Origin of the sequence: Massilia sp. 2TAF26, assembly GCF_052115005.1 — a bacterium.
Lineage (GTDB): Bacteria > Pseudomonadota > Gammaproteobacteria > Burkholderiales > Burkholderiaceae_D > Telluria.
Genome location: NZ_JBFRFV010000011.1, coordinates 37,647 through 56,285 on the forward strand (window position 1 = coordinate 37,647; position 18,639 = coordinate 56,285).

General features: G+C 67.5%; 16 protein-coding genes. 9 read left to right on the forward strand and 7 right to left on the reverse strand.

Annotated features, from left to right (window positions below; genetic code table 11):
* Positions 1–31: 31 nt before the first annotated feature.
* Genes AB4Z32_RS13545 through AB4Z32_RS13555 form a run of 3 tightly spaced genes read right to left on the reverse strand, consistent with a single transcriptional unit; the run spans position 32 to position 5,828 of the window.
* The gene (locus AB4Z32_RS13545) at positions 32–1,516 is read right to left on the reverse strand and encodes a tetratricopeptide repeat protein (RefSeq protein ID WP_442122372.1); all 1,485 of its coding nucleotides are present in this window, start codon (positions 1,514–1,516) and stop codon (positions 32–34) included.
* A complete protein-coding gene (locus AB4Z32_RS13550) occupies positions 1,513–3,420 on the reverse strand; it encodes a tetratricopeptide repeat protein (RefSeq protein ID WP_442122373.1) in 1,908 nt (635 codons plus the stop codon). Before AB4Z32_RS13550 ends, AB4Z32_RS13545 begins: the two co-directional genes overlap by 4 nt.
* The gene (locus AB4Z32_RS13555; protein WP_442122374.1) at positions 3,417–5,828 is read right to left on the reverse strand and encodes a tetratricopeptide repeat protein; all 2,412 of its coding nucleotides are present in this window, start codon (positions 5,826–5,828) and stop codon (positions 3,417–3,419) included. The genes AB4Z32_RS13550 and AB4Z32_RS13555 overlap by 4 nt, the downstream gene beginning before the upstream one ends.
* Before the next feature lie 322 nt (positions 5,829–6,150).
* Here AB4Z32_RS13555 and AB4Z32_RS13560 point away from each other — a divergent pair, with 322 nt between their 5' ends.
* The 3 genes from AB4Z32_RS13560 (at position 6,151) to fliD (ending at position 8,799) form a co-directional block, all read left to right on the forward strand.
* Positions 6,151–6,963, forward strand: a complete 813-nt coding sequence (locus tag AB4Z32_RS13560; RefSeq protein WP_442122375.1) for a flagellin N-terminal helical domain-containing protein — start codon at positions 6,151–6,153, stop codon at positions 6,961–6,963.
* A gap of 85 nt (positions 6,964–7,048) precedes the next feature.
* Positions 7,049–7,402 carry a flagellar protein FlaG gene (locus tag AB4Z32_RS13565; protein WP_442122376.1) on the forward strand — a complete coding sequence of 118 codons (354 nt, stop codon included), beginning with the start codon at positions 7,049–7,051 and terminating at the stop codon, positions 7,400–7,402.
* A gap of 41 nt (positions 7,403–7,443) precedes the next feature.
* Entirely contained in the window at positions 7,444–8,799 is a 1,356-nt protein-coding gene (gene fliD / locus AB4Z32_RS13570; protein WP_442122377.1) for a flagellar filament capping protein FliD, read from the forward strand.
* A gap of 4 nt (positions 8,800–8,803) precedes the next feature.
* Here the strand turns inward: fliD and AB4Z32_RS13575 are convergent, their stop codons facing one another.
* The 4 genes from AB4Z32_RS13575 to AB4Z32_RS13590 all read right to left on the reverse strand — a co-directional run bounded on the left by AB4Z32_RS13575 (position 8,804) and on the right by AB4Z32_RS13590 (position 13,213).
* Complete coding sequence (locus AB4Z32_RS13575; RefSeq protein WP_442122378.1) at positions 8,804–10,375, reverse strand: GGDEF domain-containing protein; 1,572 nt, start codon at positions 10,373–10,375, stop codon at positions 8,804–8,806.
* 133 nt (positions 10,376–10,508) lie between these two features.
* Positions 10,509–11,156, reverse strand: a complete 648-nt coding sequence (locus AB4Z32_RS13580; RefSeq protein WP_442122379.1) for a response regulator — start codon at positions 11,154–11,156, stop codon at positions 10,509–10,511.
* Positions 11,153–12,619, reverse strand: coding sequence for a PAS domain-containing sensor histidine kinase (locus AB4Z32_RS13585; protein ID WP_442122380.1), 1,467 nt, complete (start codon positions 12,617–12,619; stop codon positions 11,153–11,155). The genes AB4Z32_RS13580 and AB4Z32_RS13585 overlap by 4 nt, the downstream gene beginning before the upstream one ends.
* Positions 12,620–12,631: 12 nt before the next feature.
* On the reverse strand, positions 12,632–13,213 hold the full coding sequence (locus AB4Z32_RS13590) for a hypothetical protein (protein ID WP_442122381.1): 582 nt from the start codon (positions 13,211–13,213) through the stop codon (positions 12,632–12,634).
* Between the two features lie 102 nt (positions 13,214–13,315).
* Between AB4Z32_RS13590 and greB the strand changes: the two genes are divergently transcribed.
* The 6 genes from greB to AB4Z32_RS13620 all read left to right on the forward strand — a co-directional run bounded on the left by greB (position 13,316) and on the right by AB4Z32_RS13620 (position 18,638).
* Positions 13,316–13,882 carry a transcription elongation factor GreB gene (gene greB / locus AB4Z32_RS13595; protein ID WP_442122382.1) on the forward strand — a complete coding sequence of 189 codons (567 nt, stop codon included), beginning with the start codon at positions 13,316–13,318 and terminating at the stop codon, positions 13,880–13,882.
* A 3-nt stretch (positions 13,883–13,885) separates the two neighbouring features.
* Entirely contained in the window at positions 13,886–14,485 is a 600-nt protein-coding gene (locus tag AB4Z32_RS13600) for a biliverdin-producing heme oxygenase (RefSeq protein WP_442122383.1), read from the forward strand.
* A gap of 159 nt (positions 14,486–14,644) precedes the next feature.
* Positions 14,645–15,685: an SGNH/GDSL hydrolase family protein gene (locus tag AB4Z32_RS13605; RefSeq protein WP_442122384.1), complete on the forward strand. Its 1,041-nt coding sequence runs from the start codon at positions 14,645–14,647 to the stop codon at positions 15,683–15,685.
* A complete protein-coding gene (locus AB4Z32_RS13610) occupies positions 15,682–17,529 on the forward strand; it encodes a carbamoyltransferase family protein (protein WP_442122385.1) in 1,848 nt (615 codons plus the stop codon). The genes AB4Z32_RS13605 and AB4Z32_RS13610 overlap by 4 nt, the downstream gene beginning before the upstream one ends.
* Positions 17,516–17,881: a hypothetical protein gene (locus tag AB4Z32_RS13615; RefSeq protein ID WP_442122386.1), complete on the forward strand. Its 366-nt coding sequence runs from the start codon at positions 17,516–17,518 to the stop codon at positions 17,879–17,881. The genes AB4Z32_RS13610 and AB4Z32_RS13615 overlap by 14 nt, the downstream gene beginning before the upstream one ends.
* A gap of 19 nt (positions 17,882–17,900) precedes the next feature.
* Positions 17,901–18,638 carry a hypothetical protein gene (locus AB4Z32_RS13620; protein ID WP_442122387.1) on the forward strand — a complete coding sequence of 246 codons (738 nt, stop codon included), beginning with the start codon at positions 17,901–17,903 and terminating at the stop codon, positions 18,636–18,638.
* Position 18,639 lies beyond the last annotated feature (1 nt).

Sequence of the window (18,639 nt, forward strand, 5' to 3'; positions counted from 1 at the left end):
CCGAACTTAAGAGCAATGAATCCCTGCTATTTCACTGCTTGGCCGGGTTTGTCATAGTGTCAATCCCGTCGCGCACCCGCGCCAGCACCGCGCTCCAGGGCTCGCCGCGCCGCTGGCGGATCAGGCGCGCGCGCGGATACCAGGGGCTGTCGCTGCGATCCAGCAGCCAGCGCCAGTCGGTGGCGGCCGGCAGCAGGATCCAGACCGGCTTGCCGAGGGCGCCGGCCAGGTGGGCGATGCTGGTGTCGACGGTGATGACGAGATCCATCGCCGCGCACAGCGCCGCCGTGTCGCCGAAGTCGGCAAGGCGCGCGCCGAAGGTGCGCACCGGACTGGCGGCGAGCGGGGCGGCATCCTCGGGCCGGTGGCGGTCCTGCAGCGAGACGAAGTCGCAGGCCGGGCTCAGGATCTCCGCCAGCGTGGCGAAATCGATGCTGCGCCGCTGGTCGTCCCTGTGCTCCTGGCTGCCGCGCCAGGCCAGGCCCACGCGCGGTCTGTCCGCCGGTCCGAGCAGGGCGGTCCAGGCGGCGGCCCTGGCGGCATCGGCCCGCAGGTAGGCCGGCGGTGCGGGGATGGTTTCGAGCGCGCTGCCGAAAGCCAGCGGCAGCGACATCAGCGGGCAGTGGTAGTCGAACGGCGGCAGCGCCTCGCCGCGCGCCAGGACCATGGCCGGTCCGGCCAGGGTGCGCATCAGGTTCACCAGAGTGGGCGGCACCTCGAGGATGACGCGGGCGCCGCGCGCCGCCGCCAGCGTGGCGTAGCGGCAGAACTGCAGGGTGTCGCCGAGGCCTTGTTCGGCGTGCAGGAGTATGGTCTTGCCGCCCAGGTCCTGTTCCCCCAGCCACAGCGGCTGTACAAAGTCACGCCGCTGGCGCGACACCGACAGGTGCGAGACCCGCCAGCGCCACTCGTAGCCGCGCCAGCCTTCGGCGAAGCGGCCGTGGCGGAGATGGAGCAGGGCCCGGTTCCAGTGGGCCTCGGCATTGCCGGGCTGGAGCCGCAGCGCCGAGTCGAAGCTGTGCAGGGCGTCGTCGTGGCGTCCGAGTTCCTGCAGGACGGCGGCGCGGTTGTTCCAGGCCGGGCCATCGTCCGGCTGCAGCGCCAGCGCCTGGTCGTAGCAGGCGAGCGCCTCGTCGAAGCGGCGCAGCGCCTGCCAGGTGTTGCCATAGTTGTACCAGGCGTCCACATTGGCGCGGTCCAGCTCCAGCGCCCGCGCATAGCTGGCCAGCGCTTCCTCGAGGCGGCCGCCCGCCTTGAACACATTGCCCAGGTTGCCGTGCAGCGCCGAGACGCCGTCGCCGGTCTCGCGGGCGGCCAGCAGGAATTGCTCCGCCGTGGCGAGGTCGCCGGCCTGCCAGGCGAGGATGCCGATGTGGTGCAGCAGGTCGAACTGGCCCGGCTGCAGCAGCAAGGCCTGCTCATAGGAGGCCAGGGCCTGGCCCAGCGCGCCCTGGCGATGCAGCGCGAGTCCCTGTTCGAACAGATGCGCGGCCCGCGGATCGATGAAGCCGCTCATCTGGGGCCGCCCGCCAGCGCATCGAGGTCGGCGCGCACCCGGGCCAGCACGGCGCTCCAGTCCTCGCCGTATCCCTGGCGGACCAGGCGCGCGCCCGGATACCAGGGGCTGTCGCCGCGCTCCAGCAGCCAGCGCCAGTCCGGCGCATACGGCAGCAGGATCCAGACCGGCTTGCCGAGGGCGCCGGCCAGGTGGGCGATGCTGGTGTCGACCGTCACCACCACGTCCATGACGGCGCACAGGGCGGCGGTGTCGCCGAAGTCGTGCAGCTGCGCGCCGAAGTCGCGCACCGCGCCGGCGGCGAGGGCCGTCGCATCGCTCGCGCGGACCTCCTTCTGCAGCGAGACGAATTCGCAGGCCGGCGTGAGCGCCTGCGCGAATTCGGCGAAGGCGATGCTGCGGTGATGGTCGTTCGTGTGGTCCGGATTGCCGCTCCAGGCCAGGCCGGCGCGCACGCGGGCGGCCGGGCCCAGCAGCGTATTCCACTGCGCGATCCGCTCGGGGGCGGCGCGCAGGTAGGAAGGCGCGGCCGGGATGGTGGCGAGTTCGGTGCCGAAGGCCAGCGGCAGGCTCATCATCGGGCAGTGGAAGTCGAAGTCGGGCAGCGCCTCGCCACGCGCCAGCACGCGCGCCGTGAAGCTGGACTGCGAGCCGGTCAGCGAGCCGGACAGCAGGCCCATCAGCGCCGGCTGCACCTCCAGGATCACGCCGGCGCCGCGCGCCGCCAGCAGGCCGGCATAGCGGGCCATCTGGATCGTGTCGCCCAGGCCTTGTTCCGCCCACAGCAGGATGGTCTTGCCCGCCGGGTCCTGCTCGCCCAGCCACAGCGGCTGCTCGAAGCGCTGCAGTTCGCCGTCCTGCATCAGCTGGTCGACCTTCCAGCGCCATTCGTTACCCTGCCAGCCTTGCGCCAGGCGTCCGCGCAGCAGCGCCAGCAAGCCGAGGTTCCAGTGTGCGGCGGCGAGTTCCGGATCGAGTCCGATGGCGTGCTCGAGGTCGGCCTGGGCCGCATCGAGGCGTCCCAGGTCCTTGAACAGCTTGGCGCGGTTGACGTAGGCGTCGGCGTAGTCCGGGCGGCAGGCCAGTGCCCGCGCGAAGCTGTCCAGCGCGGCCTCGTGCCGGCGCAGCCGCAGCAGCAGGTTGCCGCGGTTGTTGTGGGCTTCGGCGTGTTCCGGTTGCAGCTTCAGCGCGGCATCCAGGCTTTCCAGTGCGGCGTCGAAGCGGCCCATCTCATCGAGCGCCCTGGCGCGGTTCACGAGGGCGTCGGCATAGTCCGGGCGGCAGGCCAGTGCGCGCTCGAAGCTTTCCAGCGCCGCTTCCTTGCGCCGCTGGCGCATCAGCAGGTTGCCGCGATTGTTGTGGGCTTCGGCATGCCCCGGCTGCAGCCCGAGCACGGCGTCGATGCTGGCCAGCGCTTCCGCCAGCAGCCCGAGCTGCTGCAGCGCCACGGCGCGGTTGTTCCAGGCCTGCACCAGGCCGGGATCGAGCGCGAGCGCCCTGTCGTAGCCGGCCAGCGCTTCCTCGTGACGGCCCAGCGCCAGCAGGGTGTTGCCGCAGTTGTAATGGGCGTCCGTGTATTCCTGGTCGATTGCGAGCGCCTGCGCGTAGGCGGCCAGCGCCGCCTCGTGGCGGCCGCAGGCCTTCAGGACGTTCCCGAGCGCGTTCCACACCGCCACCGCGCCGCCGTCGATCTCGAGGGCGGCGTACTGGAATTGTTCCGCGGTGGCGTAGTCGCCGGTCTGGTAGGCGAGGATGCCGATGTGGTGCAGCACCTCGGCGTAGCCTGGCTGCAGCTGCAGCGCCTGTTCGTACGCCGCCAGCGCCTCGCCCAGCGCGCCCTGGCGGTGCCACTCCAGGCCCTGGGCGAACAGCCGCTCGGCCCGCGCTTCGATTGGGCCGCTCATGGCCGGCTTTCCGCCAGGGCGTCGAGGTCGGCGCGCACGCGCGCCAGCACGGCGCCCCAATCCTCGCCGAGCTGCTGGCGGTACAGGCGCGCACTCGGATACCACGGACTGTCGCTGCGTTCCACCAGCCAGCGCCAATCGGCCGCATAGGGCAGCAGGATCCAGACCGGCCGGCCCAGCGCGCCGGCCAGGTGGGCGATGCTGGTATCGACCGCCACCACCACATCCACGGCGGCGCACAGGGCGGCGGTGTCGGTGAAGTCGTGCAGCAGTTCGCTGAGATCGCGCACCGCGCTGTCCGCGAGCAGCGGCAGGTCGGCTTCGCGATGCTCCTTCTGCAGCGAGACGAATTCGCAGGCCGGCGTGAGCACGCGCGCGAATTCCTCGAAGGGGATGCTGCGGTTGTGGTCGTTCTTGTGGACGGGGTTGCCGCTCCACGCCAGGCCCACGCGCGGACCGCGGGCAGGGCCCAACAACTCACGCCAGCCGGCTTCCCGGACGGGGTCGCTGGACAGGTAGGCGTCCGGGGCCGGGATCGTGGCCAGGGTGGTCTTGAACGCCAGCGGCAGGCTCAGCAGCGGGCAATGGAAATCGAAGGCCGGCAGCGCGTCGCCCTTGGCAATCACCTCGGTGGCGCCGGGCAGGGGCTGTATCAGCTTCACCAGCGGCCGCTGGACTTCGACGATGACGCGCGCGCCGCGCGCCGCCACCATCGGCACGTAGCGGCAGAAGTGCAGGGTGTCGCCCAGCCCCTGCTCGGCATACAGCAGGATGGTCTTGCCCGCCAGGTCCTGCTGGCCGAGCCACAGCGGCTGGGGGAAGTCGCGGTTTTCGCGGAACACCGCCAGGTGCTCGGCTTTCCAGCGCCATTCGTAGCCGTCCAGGCCCTGGCCGAATTCACCCATCCGCATGCACACCAGCGATTTGTTCCAGTGGGCGGCGACGAAGTCTGGCTTGAGCTCGATCGCCTTGTCGAATTCGCGCAGCGCGGCATCGAACTGGCCGATGCCCTCGTACAGGTTGCCGCGGTTGTTGTAGATCATCGGCTCGTTCGGGTTCAGCGCGATCGCGATGTCATAGCTGGCCAGCGCGCCTTCCGTGTCGCCCATGTCCTGCAGCAGATTGCCGAGGTTGAGATGACCGCTGATTTCCTTCGGGGCGATCCCGATCGCGCGGGCCAGGCTCGCGCGGGCCGCGTCGTGGCGGCGCAGCCTTTGCAGGGCGATGCCATGCCCGACCAGCGCGTTGTAGTGCGCCGGCGCGAGCGCGAGCGCGCGCTCGTAGGCTTCCACGGCCTCCTCGCAACGGTCCAGTTCGCGCAGCGTATTGCCGCGCACGACCTGGGAATCGGCGTCATCGTCTTCCTTCAGGGCGATCGCCTTGTCGAAGCTGGCCAGCGCCGCTTGATACTCTTTCCGGCGATGCAGCAGCAGGCCGCGGTGGAGGTGGGCCAGGCGGTTGCCGGGATCGGCGGCGATCGCCGCCTGCAGGCACTCCAGCGCCTCGTCGTGGCGGTCGCATTCCATCAGGAGCCGTCCGCGCTCCAGCTGGGCCTCGGCATAGGCGGGCCTGAGCGTGGCCGCGCGTTCATAGGCGGCCAGCGCGCCGTCGTGGTCGCCGCGCGCGCGCAGCAGGTCGGCCTTGCGCTTGTGGGTTTCGGGTACCTCGGGCCCCAGCGCCAGCGAGCGCGCGTAGCTTGCCTGCGCCTGCTCGTAAAGGCCCAGTGCGGCCTGGTTGGAAGCGAGGTTCGACCAGCCGTCCGCGTAATCGGGCTGGATCCCGATGGCGGTCTCGAAACTGCGCATCGCCTCGTCGCGGCGGTGCAGGTAAACCAGGATGTTGCCGCGGTTATTGTGGGCGGCCGCCAGGCCGGGCGCCAGGGCCAGGGCCTGGTCGACGCTCGCGAGCGCCGCGGCGTAGCGTTTCAGGTCCTGCAGCACGACCGCGCGGTTGTTCCAGCCCGAGACGTCGCCCGGCAGCAGCGCCAGCGTGCGCTCGTAGCTCTGCAGGGCGTCCTCGAGCCGGTCGAGGCGCCGCAGCACGTTGCCGCGGTTGTAGTGCGCATCCGCATTCGCATCGTCCAGCCGCAGGGCTTCGTCGTAACAGGCCAGTGCCGCCGCATGCTGGCCGAGGGCCTGGTACACATTGCCCAGGTTGCCATAGGCGGTCGACACCTGGGGATTGCGCTCGATGGCGGCGCCGATGAACTGCACGGCGATGTCGTGATTGCCCGCATGATAGGCCGCGATGCCGATGTGGTGCAGGGCGTCGAAATGACCCGGCTCGCGCTGCAGTGCCTGTTCGTACAAGTGGACGGCCGTGCCCAGGTCGCCGCGGCGGTGCGCGTCCAGTCCCTGGGCGAAGAATTCGTCGGCTTGGCTCGGTGGTGCTTGGTCGATGGTGTGCATGCGCGGGATGTCCAGTTAAAGAAAACGCCGGCGCTGACGAAAACGGCAACAGCAGCGCGGGCGAGTTTTGACAGCCAGCATTGTAGCGAGAGGCAGCGAAGATTTATTGCCCGTTGTAATCGTGAAAGCGCCCTTAATTCAAGGGTTTGCACGATGGAGGGTGTAGCAGGGAAATCATGAAAAGTTGGCCATATCCAACTTTTTTTAAAAAATACCCTCAAGCTTTTTCGAAGCACTCCGTTAAAGAAATCAACCCCGCTGAACAAGCGACGAACCAACAAACGAACTTACCAAGCCGTACTCTGATAACAGGAGAACCACCATGTCCGTCATTAACACCAACCTGGCTTCGCTGAACGCACAACGCAACCTCGGCACCTCCGCCAACGACCTGTCGACCTCGCTGCAGCGCCTGTCCTCGGGTCTGCGTGTGAACAGCGCCAAGGACGACGCGGCCGGACTGTCGATCGCCACCAAGATGGACTCGCAGATCCGCGGCATGACCGTGGCAGCGCGTAACGCCAACGACGGCATCTCGCTGATCCAGACCGCTGACGGCGCACTGTCGAACATCTCCGACGCGCTGCAGCGTATCCGCGAACTGGCGGTGCAGGGCTCGAACGGCACCAACGGCACTGCCGAATGGAGCAACATCAACACCGAAGTCCAGTCGCTGAACACTGAAATCGGGCGTATCTCGACCGACACCAAATTCAACGGTGCAGCAGTGCTGAGCGGCACCGCCGCCACCAAGGACATCCAGGTCGGCGCCGATACCGGCCAGAAGATCACCATCAGCTTCGGCTCCGACACCGCCTTTGCCGGCATGACCATCGGTGCGATCACCGACGGCGCCTCCGCAACGGCAGCCCTGGCCCAGGTCGACAGCGCCCTGAGCGCACTGAATACCGAGCGCGCTTCGCTGGGTACTGCGCAGAACCGCATGGGCTACGCGATCAACAACCTGAACAGCTCGATCGAAAACCAGTCGGCCGCCAAGAGCCGCATCATGGATACCGACTTCGCTGCTGAAACCGCCAAGCTGACCCGCGCCCAGATCCTGCAACAGGCCGGTACCGCGATGCTGGCCCAGGCGAACCAGGTGCCGAACGGCGTGATGAGCCTGCTGCGCTGATCGAACGTTATAATTCGGATAGGAAAGCTGAGCGAGGTGTTGCGGAAACACCTCGCCTAGCGTCGTTTTGGAAAGGAGTGTCGTGATGCTGAATCCCTTATCTGGTAGCGTACAGGCTGCGCCCGGGAACGCAGCGGCGCCGGCGTCCAATTCGCCATCCAGGGGGGCGCCGGCTGCACCGGGCGCCAACGCCGGCAACCAGGGATCGGCGCCGGCTCGCGATGCGGTGGAAAACGCGGTCGGCAAGCTGAACGAGAATCCGCAGTTCACCGCCCAGGGCCTGCGTTTCTCGATCGACGAGGAAAGCGGCAAGACGGTGGTCAAGATCGTCGACACCTCGACCCAGGAAGTACTGCGCCAGTTCCCGAGCGCGGAGGCGCTGGCGCTGGCGCACTCGATCGACAAGATGCAGGGCCTGCTGTTGCGGGAAAAAGCATGATGGGCGCCTAGCGCCCTTTTTTCTTTTGATAAGGACACACGATGGCAATCGTTTCGACCGGTATCGGATCAGGTCTGAACATCGAATCGCTGGTCACCCAGCTGATGCAGGCCGAGAGCACGCCGCTGACCCAGCTTCAGGCCAAGGAAACCAGCTACAAGTCGAAGCTGTCGGCCTTCGGTACGCTGAAAAGCGCGATTTCCTCGTTCCAGACGGCCGTCAAGTCGGTCACCGGTACTTCGCTGGCTGCGCTGACCGCCGCTTCCAGCGACGAAACCATCATGAAGGCCAGTACGCCTGCAGGCGGCGGCGCCACCGCCGGTACGTATGCCATCGAAGTCAGCAAGCTGGCCACCAGTGACAAGCTGAGTTCGGCCGGCGTCGATCCCACCAAGATCTTCAGCCCGGCGAACAGCTCGATGACGATCAGCGTCGGCAGCGGCAACCCCGTCAACATTCCCCTCGACGATTTCTCGATGTCGGGACTGGCGAGCGCGATCAACGGCGCCGATGCCGGCGTGACCGCCACCGTCATCAACGACGGCACCATGAACCACCTGGTGGTCACGGCCAAGGATACCGGTTCGGCCAACACCGTGAAGATCGCGGCCACCGGCAGCGTGGCCCAGTTCGATAATACCGATCCGATGACGACCACGATGAGCTGGCAGCAGAAGGCCGGCGACGCTCAATTCACGGTCGACGGAATGCCCGTGGTCAAGTCGTCCAATACCGTGACCGACGCGATCAAGGGCGTGACCCTGAACCTGGCCAAGACCAATGTCGGCGCTCCGGTCAATGTGACGGTCGCCAAGGACTCGGACACGATCAAGAAGAACGTCCAGGGCCTGATCGACGCCTACAACAAGATCGCGAGCACGGTCGGCAACCTGACTTCGTACAACACCTCGACCAAGACCGGCGCCGTGCTCAACGGCGACTCGTCGGCGCGCGGCATCCTGAGCCAGCTGCGCAGCGAACTCGGTAAGGCGACATCGGATGCGGGCGACCTGAAGAACCTGTCCGACATCGGCATCGTGTTCCAGCGCGACGGCACCTTGATGCTGGAGAAGCCCGACAAGCTGCAGAAGGCGATCGACAGCAACTTCGACAACCTGAGCAAGCTGTTCTCGTCGACCAGCGGCGTCGGCACCCGCCTGACCGCCCTGACCACCGACATGCTGGGCTCGAAAGGCGTGATCCAGACCCGCACCGACGGCATCAACGACACGCTCAAGCGCATGAGCGACCAGGAAAGCACGATCCAGGACCGCCTGACGCAGACCGAAGCGCGCTACCGGAAGCAGTTCAACGCGCTCGACACCGCGATGGCCAACATGAAGAGCACCAGCAACTACCTGGCCACGCAGCTGGCCTCGCTGTCTTCCTCTTACTAACCGTCTAACTGTCGGCGATCACCACGCGGTTCTTGCCGCTGGTCTTGGCCTTGTACATCGCATTGTCGGCGCGCGCCATCAGCGCGGCCTGATCCTCGTTCTGGCGGCGCAGGGCCACGCCGCAGGAGAAGGTGATCAGCATCTTCTCGTTCTCGTGCAGGAAGAAGTGCCTGGTCAGCTCGCGCTGCACCCGCACCATCGCCGCGCTGGCGGCTTCCACAGTCGTCTCCGGCAGCAGGATCAGGAATTCCTCGCCGCCGAAGCGCGCGATCACGTCCATCGAGCGCAGCGTGTCCTTGACCACTTTCACCAGATGGCGCAGGGCCTTGTCGCCGGCCAGGTGGCCGTAGGTATCGTTGAGCTTCTTGAAATTGTCGAGGTCGAGCAGAGCGACGCACAACGGCGTGCCGCGGCGGTCGGCGCGCGCGCTTTCGCGCTCGAACACGTCGTCCAGGCCGCGCCGGTTCAGGCTGCCGGTCAGCTGGTCTTCGCGCACCAGTTCGCTCATGTGCTGCAGCTTCGCTTCCAGGTCCTTGATGCGCGCTTCCGCTTCCTGCACCTCCTGGTGGGCGGCCAGCATGCGGTCGCGCGAGGCCAGCGCCTCGGCCTGCACCGCGCGGGTCTCGCGCAGCACTTCTTCCAGCACCAGGTTGAGTTCCTCGATGTTGGCGGCGGCGCGGATGCGTTCCGAGAAGCCGCCGATCTTTTCCTGGTAACTGCCGGTCGAGGCCGCCACCGAGCCGAGCCGGTCGATGAAGGTCATCATCATGTTCTTCATGGTCGACTTGACGTCGGCGATGCCGGTCTTCAGCTGGCCCTGCTTGTAGATGACGTCCTTCAGGCTGCGCGTCGCGTCTTCCAGCGCGCGCGCGTCGAGCGGACCGGAAATCAGGTCCTGGACTGCGGCGATCTGGCCGCGCATCCAGCTGTCGTCGTCCAGCAGTTCGCTGACGTTTTCCAGCAGCAGCTTGAACAGGCGCAGCAGCAGCTCCTGCTGCTCGCCGCTGTCGCCGCTCTTCAGTTCGATCTGGTAGCAGAGTTCCTTCAGGCGTGCGCCGATCTCGTGCAGCGCCGCCTCGTCGTGCGCGGTCCTGACGGCGGCGCCCAGCGATTCGGCCTCGCCGGCCAGCGGCGACCCCGCCGGCAGCAGGGCGGCCACGGCGAAGCTCAGGGTGCGGCTGAGCAGGTCGCGCATCAGCTTGGCTTCGGCGTTCTCGACGCCCAGCGCCATCACCGGATGGGTGTGGCGGCGCAAGTGCTTCTCGGCCAGCTGCGACAAGGTGCGCGCATAGCCGTCCCAGTCGCGCTGCTTGACCGCGCGGTTCAGGCGGGTGCCGAACTCGGCCAGTTCGCCGGGCGTGTCGGCGAGACGGTAGGCAAAGCCGGACAGCACGTTTTCCGCGCCCGGGTCCGGCTCGGGAGCCGGGGCGGCAGGCGGCGCCGCGGGCAGGGCGAGGCCGGCGATCTCGTTATAGATCTCGCGGTAGGCGTCGGGCGTGGGCGCGATGCGCCGCGTCGCCAGGCGGCGAAAGGCTTCCCGGGCGATCTCGGCCGGGTTCAGGGGAGAGCTGGACATGTGCGACGTTGCTACTTCGAATAGTTATTATCGCCATCGTAACGCTGTTTCCTGATGTCGATCGATCGAAAAAACACCGGAATACCACTCAGTTATGCGGAATGTATTGACATGGTGGAAAGTTCCTGGTCAATCAGTCAATGAGCTGATTGCGGATGGCGTAATGGGTCAGCTCGGCGCTGGTCTTGAGCTTCATTTTCGACAACAGGCGCGAGCGGTATTCGCTGACCGTCTTGACCGACAGCGACAGTTCCCTGGCGATCTCGCTGACCGTCTTGCCGGAGGCGATCATCGTGAGCGTCTGGTATTCGCGGTCCGACAGGGTGTCGTGGACCGGCTTCTCGTGGTCTTCGCCGAGCTGGGCCGCCAGCACCTGGGCCAGCTGGGCGCTCACGTAGCGCTGGCCGCCGGCCACCTGGCGGATCGCATTGACCAGCTCGCGCGGCGCGCTCTGCTTGGTCAGGTAGCCGGAGGCGCCCGCCTTCAGCGAGCGGATCGCGTACTGGTCCTCCCGGTGCATCGACAGCATCAGCACTGCCAGCTCCGGTTTGTCGTCCTTGATCTGCTTGAGCACTTCGATGCCGTTGCGGTCGGGCAGGGAGATGTCGAGCAGGAGCACGTTGCAGCGCGACTTGCGGAACAGCTTGACGGCGTCAAGGCCGGTCTCGGCTTCGCCGACGACGGAAATGTCGCGTTCCTCGGCGAGGATCTGTTTCAGGCCGGCACGCACGATGGCGTGGTCGTCGGCGATAAAAACGCGGATGCTGGCTTTTTCTGTCATGCTCGGGTTAGTTCGGATTGCAGCCTGATCTTGACGACCACCATCGTGCCGCCGCCGGGCGCGGGCGACAGGTTCAGGGTGCCGCCCAGCGCACGGGCCCGCTCGCTCATGCCGCGCAGCCCGAAGGAGTGCGGCTTGACGCGGTCGGCCGGGGTGATGCCGCGGCCATTATCGCAGATGGAGAGGGTCAGGTGCTGGCGCTGGCGGCGCAGGGTCACCGTGACCCGGGTGGCGTGGGCATGCTTGGCGATATTCGTCAGCGCTTCCTGGAAGATGCGGAACAGGGCGCTGGCGCGGTCCGGGTCGAGTTCGCCCTCGATTTCCTGGCCGTCGGCGGCGCCGTCGATACGCACGACGCAGGCGATGCCCATCTGCTTCTCGAACTCGCGCGCCTGCCATTCCAGCGCGGCAACGATGCCCAGGTCCAGGGTCGACGGCCGCAGGTCGAGCGAGATCCGGTGCACGGCCTCGATGGTGCGGTCGACCAGGCTGTCCAGGTAGTCGGCCTTTTCCTGCAGCACCTTTTCCTGCGGCAGGCGCGCTGCCAGCATGGCCAGCGCCATCTTGATCGCCGTGAGGTTGCCGCCGAGATCGTCGTGGATCTCGCGCGCGATGCGGGTGCGCTCCTGTTCCTTGACCTGCTCGATGTGCTCGGTCAGCTCGGCCAGGCGGGCGCGCGAGCGGCGCGTCTCTTCCTGTTCCAGCTTGCTGGCCGTGATGTTGGTCATGATGCCGTCCCACTGCATGCCGCCGCCGTCGAGCGGGGACGGGGTGGCGCGCAGGTTGATCCACTTGACGTCGTTCCAGGTGTCGTTGATCCGGATCCTGCCTTCCCAGTTCCAGGCGCTGCCGTTCGCCTTCGAGGCCAGCATCGCGTCCTGGTAGCTCTTGCCATCTTCGGGCAGGATCAGTTCCGGGAAGCGCGTCGGATCCTGCTGCAATTCGCTCACCGACAGCCCGAGCAGGGCGCCGCAGCCCTCGCTGAGGTAGGGAAAGGCGCTGCTGCCGTCCGGGTGCAGCACGAACTGGTAGACCAGTCCCGGCGTATGGTCGACCACTGCGTTGAAGCGCGCCTGGTACTGCTGCAGGGCAGTGCTGGCGGCGTGGGCGAGCGACTGGTCGTCGCCGATCGCCAGGAACAGCGAGCGGCCGTCGCGCAGGATGCGCAGGAAGCATAGCTTGATCGGATAGCGGCTGCCGTCGGCGCGCAGGAAACGGGTAGCCAGGCTGACCTGGGCGCCGACTTCCGGACCCAGCGAGGCCAGCAGTCCTTCGAGTTCGGCCCGGTCCAGCGCGGGGGCGAGGTCGAGCGGCGTCATCGCGTTCAGTCGGGCCAGGTCGTGGCCGAGGTTCTGGCGCGCCGCCTGGTTGACGTCGACCAGCAGCAAGGTGTCGGCATCGATCAGGTAGATCTCGGTGGCGGCGGCCTGCATGGCCGGGGCCAGTTTCGTCTCATTGTTCATCTTGTTGTTCCATCAGCGGCGCCGTGCGCGCCATTGGACGACGAAGCGCCGCAGCACCCGGGAGGCGCGGCTCGCGTGGCGGCTGCCGAAGCGGGCGCCGCGCCGGTTGCGCCAGCGGCGCAGCGTGCGCCGCATGGCCCGCAGCAGCCGTCCGGCCTGCACGAAGGCGTGGCTGGCGCGCAGCCGGCCGACCCAGTGGTCTTTCAGCGTCATGAACCAGCCGTGGCAGCGCGCGAACCAGCCGACCGCGAGCAGGGTCGGCAGGGTCAGCGCGTACAGCCGCGCCACCACCGCCGCGCCGCCCAGCTTGGCGACCACGATGGTGGCGATGCCGGACACCGCATGGCCGTGCGCGATCGCCACCACGGCCAGCAGCTTGACCGGCAACAGCAGCAGGCCGGGCAGCACGAACAGGCACAGCGCGCCCCAGGGCGGCAGCAGACGCACGCGCGCTTCGAGCGCCGCCAGCAGCGGCCAGCGCGCCAGGCCGGCGCCCAGCCATGCGCCGACGTCCCAGCACCATTCCTCGAGTAGCAGGAAGAGGGCGGCCAGGTGCACCAGCGGCGCGAACAGCCGGGTACGCGCATTCGTCATGGCTCGTGTCATGCCCGAATGATACGGGAAATGGCGGCGTCCGCCGTCACGGCCGTGCCGCGCGCACATCATATTCGTGCGCTTGCGGCTACAATAGGACGCATGAACAAGGCATTTGTAAAAGAGTCCGATAACGACGACGATGACGAAGCCCTGGCGCTGGCCCAACAGATTCCGGCCGGCTCCAAGAACTACATCACCCCGGCCGGGCACAAGGCCATCAAGGACGAGCTGCTGCAGCTGATCGACGTCGACCGGCCGGAAGTCGTGCGCGTGGTGCACTGGGCCGCCTCGAACGGCGACCGTTCCGAGAACGGCGACTACATCTACGGCAAGCGGCGCCTGCGCGAGATCGACCGCCGCATCCGCTTCCTCACCAAGCGCCTCGACTCGGCCTTCGTGGTCGATCCCTCGGTCCACCACGGCAACGACCAGGTCTTCTTCGGCGCCACCGTCAGCTATCTGAACAAGGCGGGCGAGGAGCACACCGTCACCATCGTCGGCATCGACGAGCTCGATCCGCTGAAGGGCCGGATCAGCTGGGTCTCGCCGGTGGCGCGCGCGCTCACCAAGGCGCGCGAGGGCGAGGTCGTGACCCTGCAGACGCCGCAGGGCACGGACGAGCTGGAAATCCTCAGCGTAGACTATCCCGAACCCATTACGGACTGATTCATGAAACACCCCTCCCGGTCGGCGCGCGAGCCGGATCCCCTTGCCGCGCTGCGCTCGGCCACCGCGAGCCGCCACCAGGCGCTCGACAGCGGGCTGCCGATCGGCGCCGACGATGCCTCCCTCGGCGATTACGCTTCCCATCTCGCCATGCTGCGCGCCTGGCTGGCACCGCTGCAAGCCTGGCTGACGGGCTTCGCGGACGGACCGCAATGCGGGCCGCAATTCGATCAGGCCCAGCGGCTGGCCCTGATCGAGCAGGACCTGGCCGAGCGCGGCATGCCGGCCGCGCCGCTGCCCGCGCCTGCGGCATCGGACTGGCCGGCCGCCGCCAGCCCCGCCTGGCGCTGGGGCGTGTGCTACGTGATCGAAGGCTCGCAGCTGGGCGGCGCCGTCCTGTACCAGCGCCTGCACCGGCGCCTGGCCCCGCATCCGCTGCGCTACCTGAAGGGGAACGAGGCCGGTCCCGGCCCGCGCTGGCGCAGCTTCATGCAGGTGCTGCGCGAGCAGGTGCGCAGTCCGGAAGAGATCCTGGAGGCCTGCGCCGGGGCTTGCGCGGCTTTCGACAGCATCCTCGCGCTGGATAGGTACCGCGATTCCTGATCCGCGAATTGTTTTAGAGGTTAATTTCTTATTCGTATTATTTCTTAATTCAAATAATTCAATTAAGAATTGTGTAAATACATAGTCCGGTTTTGAGTCCGGTTAAAAGCCTCATAAGCAAATAAATCATCATCATTTCCGTGGTCTAAAACAGGGGAAATGATGAGACAGTTTTACGAATACCATCCAGTCATCGGCTATCGCTACATTCCCGGCCTGCGGGTTCGTATCCCGCACGAAGGCGGCGGTTACCTGATGCAAGTCAACGGACTAGGCTTCCGCCCCGATAAAGAATTTGTGCAGGAACGTAGGCCGGGACATCGGCGCGTGCTTGTGTTCGGCGATTCCTTCACGGCCGGCGATGCCGTGCCGAACCGCCGGCGTTATACGGAATTGCTGGAGACATATTTATCCGCCAGCGAGGCCGGCCCGGTCGAATTATTCAATTTCGGCCTGTCTTCCACGGGTACCGACCAGCAATATCTGATCTGGCGTGAATTCGCCCAGGACATCGAACACGACCTCGTCGTGATTGCGGTATTCGTCGAAAACATCCGGCGCGTCAATGCCCGTTTCCGGCCTCACCACGACGAGCACGGCCGCGAGCGCATTTACGCCAAACCCTATTTCCAGCTCGAAGACGGCGAGCTGCGGCTTTGCCAGGTGCCGCCGCGCCGCGAACCCTTTGACGAAGCCGGGTTGAGCCCCGAGCAGGCCGCTGCGGTCGACCAGGGCGGACGCTTCATGGCGTTGCGCAGGATGGTCACGGCTCTCGGCGTGCGCGACGTGGTGCAGAAGCTTACCCAGTACCAGCCGCTGCCGCATTACGATTCGCCGTCGAGCCCGGCCTGGCTGCTGATGCGGGCCATCCTCGCGCAGTGGATCGGTGCACTCGGCAAGCCGGTGCTGCTGCTGCCGATTCCCCTCCCGCAGCACCTCGACCAGACCTGCGACGCCGCGCCTTACCAGGCCCGCTTCGCCGAACTGGCGGCCGACCTGGGCTGTGCGCTGCACGATCCTTTGCCCGGGCTGCTGCGCATTGCCCCGGCCGAGCGGCGCCGCCTGCGCTGGGAAAAGGACATCCATTTCACGCCGGCCGGACACGAAGCGCTGGCGCGCTCGCTCGAACCCGTGCTGGCCGGTATGCTGGCGCAAAGGCCGAGCCCTTTGCCGGCGGCTGAGCTGCGGGAGCTCGCATGAGCGCGACCATCCTGGGCATTGCCGGCTACTACCACGACGCGGCGGCGGCGCTGGTGCGCGACGGCGTGATCGTCGCGGCCGCGCAGGAAGAGCGCTTCACGCGCAGGAAGCACGACCCTTCGTTTCCCGTCAACGCCATCAACTACTGTCTCGAGGAAGGCTTCGTCGATGCCGTCGATCTCGACGCGATCGTGTTCTACGACAATCCGCTGCTGACCTTCGACCGTGTGGTGCAGAACGCCTGCGCGGGCGGGCCGGACGGACGCAGGCTGTTCGCCCAGGCCGCCGGCAATCTGCTGGGCGACAAGATCTGGGTCAACGAGCACGTGCAGCGCGCGCTCGGCACGCTCGGACGGGAAGGGCGGGTGCTGTTCACCGAACATCACATGGCGCATGCCGCCAGCGCCTTCTACCCTTCGCCCTTCGACAGCGCCGCGGTGCTGACCATCGACGGCGTCGGCGAATGGGCCACCACCAGCCTCGGCCTGGGACATGGGCGCAGGCTCGAGCTGTTCGCCGAAATCGACTACCCGCACTCGCTGGGCCTGCTGTACAGCGCCTTCACCAGCTTCTGCGGCTTCAAGGTCAATTCCGGCGAATACAAGCTGATGGGACTGGCGCCCTACGGCCGTCCGAAATACGCCGACCGCATCCGCGACCACCTGATCGACATCCGCCCGGACGGCTCCTACCGGCTCGACATGGCCTGGTTCGGCTATATCGACGGCATGGCGATGGCCGGGCCGCGCTTCGCGGAGCTGTTCGACGGTCCGGCGCGCGCGCCCGAGTCGCAGATCACGCGGCGCGAGATGGACCTGGCGGCCAGCATCCAGCAAGTGACCGAGGACATCGTCCTCAGGACCGCGCGCCACCTGCGCCGCCTCACCGGCGAAAAGAACCTGGTCCTGGCCGGCGGCGTGGCGCTCAACTGCGTCGCCAACGGCAAGCTGGCGAAGGCCGGGCTGTTCGACGGCATCTGGATCCAGCCGGCGGCGGGCGATGCCGGCGGCGCCCTCGGCGCGGCGCTGATGGCGCACCACGGCTACTTCGAGGCGCCGCGCGCGCGTCCGGCCGGGGCCGGCGACGCCCAGCGCGGCAGCTACCTGGGGCCGCGCTATTCGAGTGCGGAGATCCTCGCCTTCCTCGACCGCAAGGGCTACCGCTATCACCGCATCGCGGACCGCGACGAAAGGCTGGGGCTGGTGGCCCAGGCGCTGGCCGCAGGCAAGATCGTCGGCTGGCTGTCGGGGCGGATGGAATTCGGCCCGCGCTCGCTGGGCGCTCGCTCGATCCTGGGCGATCCGCGCAACCCGCGTACCCAGGCCACGATGAACCTGAAGATCAAGTACCGCGAGTCGTTCCGCCCGTTCGCGCCGGCCGTCCTGCGGGAAAAGTGCGCCGACTATTTCGACTACGACGGCGACAGCCCCTACATGCTGACGGTGGCGGCGGTGCGCGAGGACCGGCGCCGGCCGATGGATACCAGCGCCTTCGAGGGCGGCGACGACGACATGATGGCGCTGATCAACCAGCCGCGCAGCGACGTGCCGGCCATCACCCACGTCGACTATTCGGCGCGGATCCAGACCGTCGACCGCGACAGCCATCCGGAATTCCGCGCCCTGATCGAAGCCTTCGAGCGCCTGACCGGCTGCCCGCTGCTGGTGAACACCTCGTTCAATGTGCGCGGCGAGCCGATCGTGTGCAGTCCACAGGATGCCTACCGCTGCTTCATGCGTACCGAGATGGACCTGCTGGTGCTGGAAGACGTGCTGCTGTGGCGTTCGGAACAGGCGCCTCTGCCCGACGACGAAGACTGGAGAAAGACCTATGAGCTCGATTGACGATGCGGTACTGGGTGCGGCCACGGCGGCCCTGTTCGACGCCCTGACCGCGGGCGCCGCGCCGCCGGCCAGGGGGCAGGCGCCATTCCCGATGGGACCGGACCCGCAGCTGCCCAGCTATTACATCCAGCGCGGTCGGCCGGCGATGGCGCGTGAGGATTTCCTGTCCGCGTCCTGTCTCGATGCCGGCGAGTTCGGGCAGCGCCTGGCGGCCTGCTGGCTGGCGGCGGGGCGGCCGGCACTGGCGGCGCAGGCGCCGCTGGCGGCCGAGACGGCGGCGGCGCTGCACGCCCTCTACGTGCAGGCGCGGCCCGAGGCCGAGCTGTCGCCCTATATCTACCAGATGTTCTAGCCGGGCATGGTGGCCGAACATGAAGAACGCCGATGCGGAAGTCGCTGCGGTGGCGGCCGGTCTCGCGTGCCCGCCGGGCTTCGTCGTGGTGCCGGAGACCGTCCTCCCATGCGGCATCACGGTGCCGGCCTTCGCCGTCGCGCGCTGGCTGGCGGCGTGCGGGCCCGACGGCCAGGTCCTGCTGCGCGAGGATGCGCCGCCGTGGGTGAACGTCAGCTATCACGCGGCGCAGCGCGCCTGTGCGGAGGCTGGGCTTGGCCTGCTGACCGAACTGCAGGCCCTGGCCATCGCGCATGACCTGGCGCGCCAGGACGCGAACTGGAGCGGCGGCGAGGCCGGGGCAGGCGAGTTGTACCGGGGCCTGCACCTGGCCGGCTTCGGCTGCGCCCAGCCGCCTTGCGTGTGCTCTCCCGATGCGCGCGAGCGGCGCTGGCACGTCCTGTCGACCGGCGAGCGCATCCACGATGCCGCGGGCAATGCCTTCAGTTGGGTGTTCGACGACGTGCAGGGCAACCCGGATGGCATCGTGGCGCGCGGCTTCGCCGAGACCTCGCCCACCGTGTCGGGGGCGCCCGGCAGGCGCTGGGAGCGGGGACTGGGCTGGTGGCCGAAGGCCGGACGCTGCTGGTGGGGGCGGGCGCTGGCGCGGGGCGGCGCCTGGTCGTCGCAGGAAGGAGCGGGGCTCTTCACGGTAATCGACGAGAAACCGGGAGCGCAGCGGCCCTACGTCGGGTTCCGCTGTACTTTCCCCGTGTAGT

Coding starts and splice junctions, on each gene's coding strand:
- greB (WP_442122382.1), top strand. CDS start 13,316: ATGAACAAGGCATTTGTAAAAGAGTCCGATAACGACGACGATGACGAA.
- AB4Z32_RS13550 (WP_442122373.1), bottom strand. CDS start 3,420: ATGAGCGGCCCAATCGAAGCGCGGGCCGAGCGGCTGTTCGCCCAGGGC.
- AB4Z32_RS13560 (WP_442122375.1), top strand. CDS start 6,151: ATGTCCGTCATTAACACCAACCTGGCTTCGCTGAACGCACAACGCAAC.
- fliD (WP_442122377.1), top strand. CDS start 7,444: ATGGCAATCGTTTCGACCGGTATCGGATCAGGTCTGAACATCGAATCG.
- AB4Z32_RS13555 (WP_442122374.1), bottom strand. CDS start 5,828: ATGCACACCATCGACCAAGCACCACCGAGCCAAGCCGACGAATTCTTC.
- AB4Z32_RS13605 (WP_442122384.1), top strand. CDS start 14,645: ATGATGAGACAGTTTTACGAATACCATCCAGTCATCGGCTATCGCTAC.
- AB4Z32_RS13615 (WP_442122386.1), top strand. CDS start 17,516: ATGAGCTCGATTGACGATGCGGTACTGGGTGCGGCCACGGCGGCCCTG.
- AB4Z32_RS13575 (WP_442122378.1), bottom strand. CDS start 10,375: ATGTCCAGCTCTCCCCTGAACCCGGCCGAGATCGCCCGGGAAGCCTTT.
- AB4Z32_RS13620 (WP_442122387.1), top strand. CDS start 17,901: ATGAAGAACGCCGATGCGGAAGTCGCTGCGGTGGCGGCCGGTCTCGCG.
- AB4Z32_RS13610 (WP_442122385.1), top strand. CDS start 15,682: ATGAGCGCGACCATCCTGGGCATTGCCGGCTACTACCACGACGCGGCG.
- AB4Z32_RS13545 (WP_442122372.1), bottom strand. CDS start 1,516: ATGAGCGGCTTCATCGATCCGCGGGCCGCGCATCTGTTCGAACAGGGA.
- AB4Z32_RS13580 (WP_442122379.1), bottom strand. CDS start 11,156: ATGACAGAAAAAGCCAGCATCCGCGTTTTTATCGCCGACGACCACGCC.
- AB4Z32_RS13600 (WP_442122383.1), top strand. CDS start 13,886: ATGAAACACCCCTCCCGGTCGGCGCGCGAGCCGGATCCCCTTGCCGCG.
- AB4Z32_RS13585 (WP_442122380.1), bottom strand. CDS start 12,619: ATGAACAATGAGACGAAACTGGCCCCGGCCATGCAGGCCGCCGCCACC.
- AB4Z32_RS13590 (WP_442122381.1), bottom strand. CDS start 13,213: ATGACGAATGCGCGTACCCGGCTGTTCGCGCCGCTGGTGCACCTGGCC.
- AB4Z32_RS13565 (WP_442122376.1), top strand. CDS start 7,049: ATGCTGAATCCCTTATCTGGTAGCGTACAGGCTGCGCCCGGGAACGCA.